Here is a 12,318-nt window from a genome sequence, read left to right on the forward strand (position 1 = left end):
GAACTGGTATCGCCGGGTGGTGGCCGGCCAGATGGCAGGCGTGTCGCTGCGCACGCGCGGCGGCGTGCATCAGGACGTGGTGGCCAGCCTGAAGGGAGAGTCGGGCAGCTGGAGCCTGGGCGCCATCGAGCGCCTGGGCATGGAATACCTGGCGACCCATCACCAGAAGACCATCGTCATCGACTACGAAGGCGCCAAGCCCTGCGGCTACGTCATGGGGCTGAACTCGGTCACCGACTATTGGGACACGACCAAACACGCCTTCCACGAACCCCAGCGCGGCGAGAGCTGGGAAGGCGCCAACGACGAGGAGCCCGGCCTCAAACCTTTCCAGGACTATGCCTGCCGCGTCGAAGGCGAGGTGCTGGTGGCGGTATGCAAGAACTTCACCGACGCGTGGAACAAGGCCGAAGCCCGCGGCAAGGGCGCGGGCCGCAACCTGAGCCGCAGCTGCGACTTCGAGGCCCCGCCGAAGAACCTGACGCAAAACCTCGCGACCCCGCGCCATCGGGCGTTGATCGCGCGCACCCTTCCCGCGGGCGAGGGCAGCGAGAAATCCATTCAACGGCTGTACAGCCAGGCCGGCAGCTTCGCGCGCCACTACGTCTACGTGGAGAACCAGTACTTCCAGAACGCGGCCTGGGTCAGCCATCTGAAGGCGCAGCGCGACGAGTACGTCAAGGGCTGCAAGGCGGCCAGGATGGACCCGGCGGAGGTGCCCAAGCTGCACGTGATGGCCGTGATCCCTACGCCGGAGCGCGCGCAGATGGTGCCGCGCACGCACGACACCGTGACCGAACTGGGCCATGGCGCGTCGATGCCCAACCAGTCGAAGGCGCTGGATGCGGAGATCGCCCGCTTCGACGCCACGCACTACGACGCTGTGCAGAAGGCGCGAGAAAGGTATCCCTTCGCCATCCCGCCGCCGAAGCCACTGTCGGAGCTCGCCCAGACCTACAAGGACGCGGGCGGCGGCAAGGATGCCGAGGCCGTGCGCCAGGAGCTGGAAAGCCAGTACGGCATGCGCAGCCTGGTGGCGAGCCTGTGGACCTGGGACCCGGAATGGTCCCGGAGCAAGTTCCCGGTCTTCGACACGGTCGATCGGGCGCAGGCCGTGTACGAACGTGCGATGAAGGACTTCAAGAAATCTCAGGGGGCGGGCAGCGCCGCCAACAGCATGCCGCCGACGAAGCCTCGCCCACGCCAGAAGGAGATCGACATGGCGCACGCCATGCGCTACCGCGAGATCTACATCCACAGCAAGCTGATGATCATCGACGACAGCATGTTCACGCTGGGCAGCGCGAACCTGAATGTGCGCAGCTTCGCGGTGGACAGCGAGATCAATATCGCCAGCGATGACGCGGCCACGGCCAGGGGGCTGAGAGAGCGGGTGTGGGGGCAGCACACGCAGGGTCAGTTCGCGGGCGGGGTGGCGACGGATCAGAAGGTGATGGCTCTGACGTTTCAACGCTGGCAGGAAGAGGCGAACAACAACCTGTGGAACAAAGAAAACGGCCTCCAACTGACTTGCTTTCTCGTCGCTTTCCACGACAAACGCACGAGCAACATCCGATTGGGTTGACTGCCTTGAAGCTGCTCCAGCGTCTCCTTCTCCGACCGCTCGCGGCATTCGCTGTGCTGCTGGCTTTCTTTACCCTGACTATGACCGCTTGTGCCATGAACGACCTACCTCGCAACATGCGCCTGAAGGCCTTCAACCCGCACCGTGCCGCCTTCACTTGCGTACACGAAGCGGCCAAGCTGCCGCCGATTGCGGACGAAGCCGATCGTCTGTTCCAGCAGGGCTTGACCGCCACGAGCTACGAGCTGTGGCCCGATGACCGCGACTACAAGCTGGCGGCACAGTTGTGGGAGCAGGCCGCTGCGCTGGGGCACTGGAAGGCGGCGATGAATCTCGCGGATTTGTACAAGCGAGGCCTGGGTGTGTCACGCGACACCGAGCAAGCAGTCCTCTTGATCGAAGGCTTGATGAAGCAGGGCGTGCCGGCCGCTTTCGACATGATGGGCACTTATCACCAGAGCGGCATCGGAGTAATACCGGACGTCGATCGGGCCTACGGGTTCTGGCAACTGGCGGCGGACATGGGTAACGCTTCGGCACAGACCTATATCGGCAAGAGGCTGGACGCTGCATACAACAGCGAGCAGATGGGCGTGTGGGCCAACCGCGCGGTGGCGCGCAAGATGCTGGAATGCGCATTCGCACAAGGGTATGGAGATGCAGCGTATAGGTTGGGGCAAACGCTGAGTCTTGGAGACAAAAACTACGCCCGCGCACTATTGGTCTACCACGAAGGCGCTAAGTTCGGCAGTCGAGATAGCGCTCGCGCCTTGTCTGTCAGCTTTGGCCTCCAACGCCCTCTGACTGGCAATCTCATCGATCGCGCTCGCGCTGATCGGTACAGCACCCTTTACGAAGCCCTCGAGCACAACCCCGACCTTCGCTTCCCCAACCTCGACAAGGTGCTCCCGCTGCCGCCGGCCGATCTGCCCTTCTGGGACGGCAAGCGCAACAGCCTGATCGACGCCGCCAAGACCGTGGTCGTCAAGCCGGTGGTGCAGTCCACGCCCGGCGCCGACCGGGTCGGGCGCGCCCACATCCCCGAAGGCCATGTGCTGCCCCGGCAACCTGTGCCACTCCAGGCCGAGGTCATGGGCACCAGCGCGAGCGTCGACACACCGGCGACCACCCGCGCGTACTTCAGCGGCTACTGGCGGCCCCAGGTGCGCGCACAGCAGGGCGAGGACCTCGCGGTCTGGAACAGTGCGCAGCTGCCGCAGCGCTACGCGCGCGGCGAGATCTTCGACGACTTCCGAGAGGCCATGGGCCTGTTCGCGGAGGACTCGCGGCAAGTCGAATGGCATTACGCGGGCATTCCGGTTCCGCCCACGCAGCCACCGGTTCACCCGTATGTGTCGCAAGGCCGGGCGCGCTATGTGCCGGGGCCGGAGGCGCCTCTGAGCTGCAGCGGCACGGCACCCTGTCCGCAGACCGGCATCTGGTCGGCACGCCTGAAGGAAGGGCACCCGCAGCGCGCGGTGTTCTACAGCCACTGGCGGCAAGCCTATGTCGAGCGCGGGCAGGCGTTCCCTGTGCCGGCCGCGCTGCACGAGGCGGGCGGGTTGACGGTGCAGGCCAGGGATCTGCGCTGGTATTGGCGCGGTGAGGCCAACCGGGCGGATCGCTCGGGGCATGTGCACGTGACGCTGGGGTGATTGCCTTGAAGTTGCTTCGACTCGTCATCCCTCGACCGATCGCGGCCTTCGTTGCGCTGCAGGCCTGTGTGGCCGTGACCGCTTGCGCCATGAACGATCTGCCGCGCAACATGAACCTCAAGGCCTTCAATCCGTATCGCGACGACTTCACGTGCGTGCACGAAGCAGCCAAGCTGCCGCCGATCACGGACGAGGCCGATCGTCTGTTCCAGCAGGGCTTGACTGCCACGAGCTACGAGCTGTGGTTCGATGACCGCGACTACAAGCTGGCGGTGCAGTTGTGGGAGCAGGCCGCTGCCCTGGGGCACTGGAAGGCGGCGATGAATCTCGCGAACCTCTACAAGCGCGGCCTGGGTGTGCCACGCGACACCGAGCGTGCAGTGCTCCTGATCGAAGGCCTGATGAATCAGGGCGTGCCCGCGGCCTTCGACATGATGGGCACGTACCACCAAAGCGGCATTGGGGTCAAACCGGACACCGATCGAGCCTACGGCTTCTGGCAACTGGCGGCAGACATGGGCAGCCCCGCGGCGCAGACCTATATCGGGAAGAAGTTGGTTGCGGTTTATGACAGCGAGCAGATGGGCGTTTGGGCCAATCGCAAGGTGGGCCTCAAGATGTTGGAGTGTGCCTTCGCGCAAGGCAGTGGCGATGCCGCCTACCAACTGGCTCTGACAACGGAGGGAGCAGATGCCGCGCTCGACGAAGACAATGCCCGGGCCCTGTCGATCTACCATGAAGGCGTCAAGTTCGGCAGCGGTGATGCGGCCAATGGCCTGTCCTCTGCCTTCACTCAGGTTGGGCCCCTCACCGGCAATCTGATCGACCGCGCTCGCGCCAAGCGCTATAGCGTTCTGGGTGATGCCCTCGAACTGAACCCGGATCTGCGCTTCCCCAACCTCGACAAGGTCCTCCCGCTGCCGCCGGCCGATCTGCCCTTCTGGGACGGCAAGCGCAAGAGCCTGATCGACGCCGCCAAGACCGTGGTCGTCAAGCCGGTGGTGCAGTCCACGCCCGGCGCCCACCGGGTCGGGCGCGCCCACATCCCCGAAGGCTACGTGCGGCCCCTGCGGTCCGCACCGCTTCAGGACGAAGTCATCAGCACGGAAGACAGAAGTTCGAACGGAGAAATGTCATGAGCGCACAGAAGATCATTCTCGACCACCAGGAGTGGCGCAACGGCACTGGCGGCGCGCCAGCCGGCGTCGCGAGCCAAAGCGATGGCAATGCCTACGCTGGCCTCGACCTCGACCTGATCACCTTCGACGCCAGCCGATTCAGCGGCAGCAGCTTCGCTTCCATCACTTTCCGCGGCGCGAACTGGACTTCGTGTCGGTTCACGGGCTGCTCGTTCAGCCAGTGCGACCTGCAGCGCATCGTCATCAACGGCTGTGCCTTTGTCGACTGCAGCTTCTCGCAATTGCAGTTCAGGGGCAGCACCTTCAGTCAATGCACCTTCGATCGGTGTCAGTGGACCGACCTGAACTTCGATACCAGCCGCTGGTCCCAGGTGCGCTTGCTGGACTGCAGGGGAAGACGGGTGCGCGCCCGCGACCTGCACGGCGACGGTGTCGACTTCACGGGGAGTCAATTCGAGGACATGGAACTCACCCACGCACGAATCAATTGAAGGGTGTTTCCTCTCCCCTGCATTCCGTCCTCTCTCTCTTCTCTGGTTTTCCATGAACGTAAATGAAGAATTCGGCTCGCCCGCCATCGGCGGCGAAGCTGCGCAAGGTGGCGATGGCGACCTCCCTGGCGCGAAGGCCTCGTCGCAGGCCGGGCCCCAAGTCATCCAACTGGCGCCCGAACCTCCCCAGGACGCCCGCCTTGCCGCCGTCAAGGCCGCGCAAAACCCCTTGCTCGAAGCCGCGCAGCCCTTGCTGCGCGCGCTCTGCGATATGCCCAGGGAACTCGCCGCCGACCGGGTCGACGTGCTGCACCGTCTGCTGGTGCGCGAAGTCACCACCTTCCAGATGGTGTGCAGCAATGCCCAGATCCGGAACGAGCACGTGGTGGCGGCCAGCTATGCGCTGTGCACCGCCATCGACGAAGCCGCCAATCGCACCGCCTGGGGCGGCGGAGTGGGCGGCAGCACCGGTGTCTGGGCCAAACAGCAACTGGCGCAGAAATTCCACGACGACCACAAGGGCGGAGAAAAGGTCTTCCTCCTCATCGGCCGGCTGGCGGCCTCGCCGCAGGAGCACATCGATCTTCTCGACCTGTTGTTCTTCATCCTGGCCCTGGGCTTCGAGGGCCGCTACCACTCGGCCACCAACGGCCCGCGCCAGCTCGAAACCATCCGCCATCGTCTCTACGACATCGTCATGCGCGCACGCGGCGACGTACCGCGCGCGCTGTCTCCGCACTGGAAGGGTGTGGGCGCGGGCAGGTTCCGGCTGCTGCGCACGGTGCCGGTGTGGGTCACGGTGTCGCTGCTGTCGCTGGGGCTGCTGGGGCAGTACGCCTGGTACAAGTACCAGCTCGTGCACAGCAGCACCGAGGTCGAGGCCAGCATCCGCGCCATCGGCGCGCTGCGTCCGCCACCCCCGCCACCGGCGCCCGCGCACAGGTCGCTGCGGCTGAAGGAGCTGCTGGCGCCCGAGATCGCGCGCGGCAGCGTGAGCGTGGAAGAAGACGACGCGCACAGCGCGGTCAGCTTCAAGGGCGACGACATGTTCGTGCCGGGCCAGGCGCGGGTCAACGCCAGGCTGCTGCCCACGATCGCCAAGGTGGCCAGCGAGATCAACGAGGTCTCGGGCACCGTGCGCATCACGGGGCACTCGGACAACCGGCCGATCAGGACGCGCCAGTTTCCCGACAACCAGGCGCTCAGCGAGCAGCGCGCCGCCGCCGTGGCGGAGGTGCTCAAGAGCCGCGGCGTGGCCCTCGACCGCCTGGTAGTGGAGGGCAGGGGCGACACGCAGCCGATGGCCGACAACGCCACGGCGCCAGGGCGTGCGCGCAACCGGCGCGTGGACWTCGTGGTGACGCAGGGCGATGCGCCCGCGCCGACGAGCGGCCGCGCGCCGCCCGGCAGCGACGCTGGAGCGAAGCCATGAGTCGGCGCGTGATCGTGGTGGGCGACGCCACCACCCATGGCGGCAAGGTGATCTCCGGCGCCGCCGACCACACCGTGCAGGACAGGCCCGTCGCCCGGCTGGGCGACGAAGTGGACTGCCCGCTGCACGGCGTCAACAAGATCGTCGAAGGCGAGCCGGGCCACGACATCGGCGGCCGGCCGGTGGCGCTCGAAGGGCACCGCACGGCCTGCGGCTCGGTGCTGATCGGCTCCGTCGACCAGACGGTCGGCTGAGCCACCCAGGACAAGTTCTCATGCAATACCTCAGATCCTTTCTCGCCTTCTTTTTTTCCCGCGCCATGCTGGCCTTCATCGCTCTGGTGGTGCTGGGCCTAGCGATCTGGTTCGTCGGCCCGCTGATCGCGGTGGACGGCCTGCGGCCGCTGGCAGGGGTCGGCGTGCGCGTCAGCCTTCTGGTGCTGCTGCTGGCCTTCGCGATCCTGTGGTTGGCTTCCGCGCCGGTCAGCCTCGCAGGCGTGGCGGCCCTGTGCCTGCTCACCTGGCATGCCGGGCCGCTGCTCTCGCTGGGCACGGCGCGACCGCTCCAGCCCGTGTGGGTGCGCGCGACGGTGATCGGCGTGATCGTGGGGCTCTGCGCGGTCTACTGGCTCTACAAGCTGTGGCAGGCCGTCAAGGCGGACCCGGGGGCGATCGCCAAGTTCTTCACCGCCAAGTCCGAGAAAGAGAAGCTCCGGCAGGACACCAAGGAGCAGCTCAAGAGCGTCACCAGCGTGGTCCAGGGAGCGCTCGCGCAGCTCAGGAACCTGCGGGGCACCGGTGGACTGCGTCGTCTCTTCGAAGGCAAGCGCTACCTGTACGACCTGCCCTGGTACATGATCGTCGGCAGTCCCGACGCCGGCAAGACCACTGCGCTGCTGAACTCGGGCCTGCAGTTTCCGTTGCCGCGCAAGATGAGCGGGCCCTCGGGCAGCGCGGCTTTCGCATCCGGCGCCGGCACGCTGAACTGCGACTGGTGGCTCAGCAACGAGGCGGTGCTGATCGACACCGCGGGCCGCTACACCACGCAGGACAGCGACGCCGCCAACACCATCGAGTGGCGCGGTTTTCTCGGCCTGCTGCGCAAGCACCGCACGCGCGCGCCGATCAACGGTGCGATCGTGGCGCTCAACACGGCCGAGCTGCTGCGCAGGACCGACATCGAGCGCCGGCAACACGCCGGCATGGTGCGCGACCGGCTGGCCGAGCTGCGCCAGGAACTGGGCATCCGCTTTCCGGTGTACGTGGTCGTCACCAAGGCCGACCTGCTGAGCGGCTTCTCGGAGTACTTCCAGTCGCTCACCAGCGAAGGTCGCGCCCAGACCTGGGGCTTCACTCTGCCCTATGAGGGGCTCAAGGGCAGGCCGCAGAACTCGGCTGCCGACTTCGCCGCCCGACGCGACGCCCTGCGCACGAAACTCGACGCCGAGTTCGGTCTTCTCGTGGGCCGCCTCCATGAAGGACTGCGGCCCCGGCTGAACGAGGAATACGACATCGAGCGCCGCCATCGGCTGCTGGGCCTGCCGCAGGAGTTGCAGGGCCTGATCCAACCCCTGGTCGAGGCGATCGACGAGATCTTCCTGGATTCGCGCTACGACACCACCCAACTGCACAACACGCTGCGCGGCGTGTACTTCACGAGCGGCGTGCAGGCCCTGGAACCCGTCTTCGCGGACAAGAGCACGCTGATGCAGCGCCTGTGGCAAAGCCTGGAGCCAGCGGGCCGCGCCTCGCCGCGCAAGGACAAGGAGGCGCAGGCGACGGAATCGGCAATGGCAACGCCGCCGGCAGCCGATTCGACCGAAGGGGCCAAGCAGGGCGGCGCATCGCCAGACGCCGAGGCATCGTCCACCGAGACGCAGTCTGCAAAGGCGGCCGCGAGCGTGCCGATCGTCACCGATGCCGATCGCGGCAAGCAGGGCTTCTTCCTGCAAGACCTGCTCACCAAGGTCATCATCCCCGAGGCGCATCTGGTGCGCCCCAACCTGCGCTGGGAGTTCCGCTTCCGCTTGCTGCGCCTGCTGGGGCATGCGCTGGCGGTGGTGGTCTTCCTGTGGCTGGCCGGTGCGCTGACCCTGAGCTTCGGCCACAACAAGGACTACCTGGCGACCGTGGGCCAACGGGCCCAGGCGCTGATGGGCCATGTGCGCGCCCTGTACGCCAGCTTCAAGCCCACCGGCGTGCCCGACGTGCTCAACGGCGCGCGCGAATTGCCGGGCCATCCGGGCCTGGACGTGGACAACCCGCCGCTCAGCCATCTCTACGGCCTGTACAGCGTGCCGCCGGTGCTGGAGGCTTCGTCCCAGACCTATGCCCAGCTGCAGGACCACATGCTGGTGCCGGCCATCCTGCAGCGCATGGAGGCCGTTCTGGCGCAGAGCGTGCGCGACCAGGACGCGAAGAGCGCCTACGAAACCCTGCGCGTCTACAAGCTGCTGCACGACAAGGAGCGCTTCATGAGCGGCGGCGCGCGCGACGTGCGCGACTGGGTGCTCAAGGACTGGGAGACCACCGAGAGCGCCGCCGCCTTCGGTGGCCGCGCCTCGATGGTGGGCCATGTGCAGGCCCTGTTCTCGGGGCAGCGCCCGGTGCAGTCGGCTTCGTTGCCGAACGAGGCGCTGGTGCGCCAGGTGCAGAGCTTCCTGAACAGCAACACCTCCACGCAACGCGTCTACGAGCGCGCCAAGGCGGCCATGCGGCAGCAGGCGCCCGAAGAGTTCACGCTTGTGCGCGCCGTGGGGCCGCAGGCGGGCACGGTGTTCTCGCGCGCGGATGGCCAGCCGCTCGAGAAGGGCGTGCCCGGCATGTTCACCTACGACGGCTACCACGAGCTCTTCAGCAAGCGCCTGCCTGAGTTCGTGGCGCGCGCGCTGGGCGACGATGCTTGGGTCATGGGGCAGGGCCATGCGGCCTTCGCATTGGACAGCCTGAAGAAGGGCGCGGCGGACKAGGCGGCAGACAGGCTGCGCCACAGCGCCTTGCTGGAGGACGTGCGCCGCCAGTACCTGAACGAGTACGCGAGCGAATGGGAGCGCTTTCTCGATTCGATCCGCACCGTCGGCGGCAGCGAGGTCACCGGCACCAGCCTGGGTTTCGACCTCAGCGTGCTGCGCCAGCTGGCCGCGCCCGATTCGCCGCTGTCGCGGCTGGCGCGCGCGGCGGCGCGCGAGACCACGCTCTCGCGTCCGCTGGTGGTGCAGGCGCAGCAGGAGAGAAGCTTTCTCGACAAGGCGGCCGACGAGCTCGACAAGAAGACGCGCGAAATCGGCAAGAACTTCGGCATCCGCGCCGAAGAGCGGCTGGAGCGCGAGATCGTCGACAACCGCTTCGCCGCCCTGCGCGAGGTGGTCACGGGGCAGCCCGACATCGCGCTGAGCTCCGGCGTCGGCGCCAGCAGCGCCAAGCCCGGGCTCGAAGCCATCTCGGGCCTGATCAACGAGTTCTACACCACGCTGGTGGTGGCCGACACGGCGCTCACGGCCGGCAGCCTGCCGCCCAGTGGCGCCGAGGTGGGCGCCCGACTGAAGCTGGAGGCCGGCAAGTTGCCGGCGCCTTTTCGGGAGGTGCTGACGGCACTGGCCGACAGCGGCGGCGGCAAGGTGGCCGAGGGCTCGGCCGGCATCCTGCGCAAGCAGGCGCAGGCGCAGCTCGACCGCATCATGGGCCTGATGGCGATGCAGGTCAGCGAGCCCTGCCGGCGCGGCGTCGAAGGCCGCTATCCGCTCGCGGCCGTGGCGGAGGACGCTTCGATCGAGGACTTCTCGCAGGTGTTCGCGGCCGGCGGCGCGGCGGACGAATTCTTCACCAAGTACCTGGCGCCTTTCGTCGACACCAGCGTGCGGCCCTGGCGCTACAAGCATCCCGACATGGCCAACGCGATGGTCGGCGCCGAAGGCGTGGCCAACGGCACTGCGCCGCAGCCCGCGACCGCAGGCCCGACCCTGCTCGGCGAGTTGCTGAAGCTGCTCGCACAGAGCGGCCCCAACCTGGATGCCTTTTACCGTGCGCGCCAGATCCGCGAGCTGTTCTTCCGCGACGCGGCCGGCAAGAAGTTCGCCTGGAAGATGGAGCTGAAGGTGATGGAGCTGGAGCCCAGCGTCACCGATCTCATCATCGACATCGACGGCCAGGGCCTGCGCTATGTGCATGGCCCGGTGCAATCCTTTGCCGTGAGCTGGCCCGGACCGCGCGGTGGTTCGACGGCCGAGCTGACCGCCAATCCGCGCATTTCGGGGGCGACGTCGACGGTGCAGGCGCGTGGGCCCTGGGCCTTGTTCCGATTGCTCGAAAAAGGCCGCATCGTCAACACCGCCACGCCCGGACGCCTGAGCGTCGAGTTCCAGTTCGACGGCCGCAAGGCGCTGCTCGACATCCATTCGGGCAGCCAGCCCAATCCGCTCAACAGCGATGTGCTCAAGGGCTTCCGCTGCCCGGGCCGCTTTGCCTGAGCCGGCGCCATGCTGCAACGCTTGATCGCGAACGCTCTCGTTTCGCCGCCTGCCCTCTGGGGCAAGCTGCGCGGCCATGCCGACTTCGTGCGCAGCGGCGTGCGGCACGGCGAGATCGAAGGCTGGCAACCCTGGCTGGCCCGGCATGCCGACATGGCGGCGCTCGACCTGAAGAGTGCGCTGCCGGTCGCCTTCGTGCTGCCTCCGGGCACCCTGGCCTTCGCGCCAACGCACTTCGTGCTCGGTGTGGTCATGCCTTCGGCCGACCGGGCGGGGCGCCGGCATGCGCTGCTCGTGTATCAGCGCGCGCATCCGGCCTGGATGCGCGGGCATTTCGAAGCCCATGCCCGGCAGCCGCGCGACTGGCTGTTCTGGCTGGCGCTGGCGGTCGCGCGCCACACCGGGGAGCGCGGAGCGGCCGAGTTGCGGCCACTCGAGCGCTCGGTGCAGGCGTTGTGGCGGTTGCACGCGCCGGGCTGGCGCGAGCTGGGCGCGCGCCGTCGGTGCCGCGAACTCACCGACTCGGAGTGCCTGCGCGCGATGGCGCTGCTCGACAGCACGGCCGGCCCCGCATCGCCAGACGACCCCGCGCAATACCTGAGCGGCGCCCGCTACCACCTGTCGTGGGCCGACTGGCCCGCCCGCCTGCTTCATGACGAGGCGGACTGTGTGTTCTGGCTGCAGCACGCCCACGGCGGATTCGTCCACGCGGCGAACCGGTTGACAGACCTCTGGAGCATCGAGCCATGAACAGCGCCTCATCACCCCTTCAAACAGAGGAGGCTGCAAGTGCCGCGGAAGAAGCCTTCGATCTGCGCGACCTCGCGCCGTCCGGCAATTCGGGGCCGGCACAAGCCTTCGACGCTCCCTTCGGCGTGCTCGACATCGCCGGGGCCCTGCCGCGGCCTGTGGCCGATCCCCTGGCCGAGTTGCTGGGTGAGCGGCCGCCACGGCCTGCCGCAACACCTTTGGACATCACGCGCCTTGCGCATGTCGCCGCGGAGGGTCAGGCGCCGGCGTCATCGGCCGCGGACCCCACCGCGCTGCAGCTGTCGGTGCTCGACTTGCTCGACGGCCTGCACGCGGAATTCGCCCGCGTGGTGCGCGATCCGACCCGTCTCACCGGGGGTGTCGATTGGGAGGGCGCAGCTGCGCCCGAGGGCCCGACTGGACCCAGCATGGAGGAGCTGAGCCGGGACGGGGAGAAGTACCCCATGTTGGGCGACATCGTGCAGTCGCGCGCGGGCATCGACAAGGTGCTCGACAGCTTCGATCCGCTGGGCCGGCCGATCCCGCTCGATGACGAGGCGCCCCAGGAGGTGTTGCGCCTCTTTGCACCGGAACTGGTGCACGGCAGCCAGCCCGCCATCCCGAACCTGACACGGCGCGAGCATCACGCGCTGTCGCCCGACAGCCACATGCCGACGCTCGACGCGCGAGCTGCTGGCAAGGCGTTCGAGGAACAGCGGGAACCTCGGGCAAAAACGACCCAGGTCGTCGCGCCGAACGAATCAGCGGGTCTTGACGACCTCGACAGGCCATCACTTTGAT

General features: G+C 67.4%; 9 protein-coding genes. All 9 read left to right on the forward strand.

Translation table 11 applies throughout. The annotated features are described in order from the left end of the window. Positions 1–1,585 (forward strand): phospholipase D-like domain-containing protein (locus AC1D2K_RS01935; RefSeq protein ID WP_478085875.1); only part of this gene is annotated, 1,585 nt, incomplete at its 5' end. A 95-nt stretch (positions 1,586–1,680) separates the two neighbouring features. Then, positions 1,681–3,240, forward strand: a complete 1,560-nt coding sequence (locus AC1D2K_RS01940) for an SEL1-like repeat protein (RefSeq protein ID WP_478085877.1) — start codon at positions 1,681–1,683, stop codon at positions 3,238–3,240. A gap of 89 nt (positions 3,241–3,329) precedes the next feature. Next, positions 3,330–4,379, forward strand: coding sequence for an SEL1-like repeat protein (locus tag AC1D2K_RS01945; protein ID WP_478085879.1), 1,050 nt, complete (start codon positions 3,330–3,332; stop codon positions 4,377–4,379). Further along, entirely contained in the window at positions 4,376–4,870 is a 495-nt protein-coding gene (locus AC1D2K_RS01950; RefSeq protein ID WP_478085881.1) for a pentapeptide repeat-containing protein, read from the forward strand. Before AC1D2K_RS01945 ends, AC1D2K_RS01950 begins: the two co-directional genes overlap by 4 nt. Positions 4,871–4,922: 52 nt before the next feature. Next, the gene (gene tssL / locus AC1D2K_RS01955; protein WP_478085882.1) at positions 4,923–6,302 is read left to right on the forward strand and encodes a type VI secretion system protein TssL, long form; all 1,380 of its coding nucleotides are present in this window, start codon (positions 4,923–4,925) and stop codon (positions 6,300–6,302) included. Further along, on the forward strand, positions 6,299–6,556 hold the full coding sequence (locus AC1D2K_RS01960; protein ID WP_478085884.1) for a PAAR domain-containing protein: 258 nt from the start codon (positions 6,299–6,301) through the stop codon (positions 6,554–6,556). Before tssL ends, AC1D2K_RS01960 begins: the two co-directional genes overlap by 4 nt. Positions 6,557–6,576: 20 nt before the next feature. Next, positions 6,577–10,767, forward strand: a complete 4,191-nt coding sequence (tssM, locus tag AC1D2K_RS01965; RefSeq protein WP_478085886.1) for a type VI secretion system membrane subunit TssM — start codon at positions 6,577–6,579, stop codon at positions 10,765–10,767. Positions 10,768–10,776: 9 nt separating this feature from the next. Then, a complete protein-coding gene (gene tagF / locus AC1D2K_RS01970; RefSeq protein WP_478085887.1) occupies positions 10,777–11,517 on the forward strand; it encodes a type VI secretion system-associated protein TagF in 741 nt (246 codons plus the stop codon). Next, positions 11,514–12,317: a TagK domain-containing protein gene (locus AC1D2K_RS01975; RefSeq protein ID WP_478085889.1), complete on the forward strand. Its 804-nt coding sequence runs from the start codon at positions 11,514–11,516 to the stop codon at positions 12,315–12,317. Before tagF ends, AC1D2K_RS01975 begins: the two co-directional genes overlap by 4 nt. Position 12,318: the final 1 nt, after the last annotated feature.

The organism is Variovorax sp. P1_H12_2 (assembly GCF_056405335.1).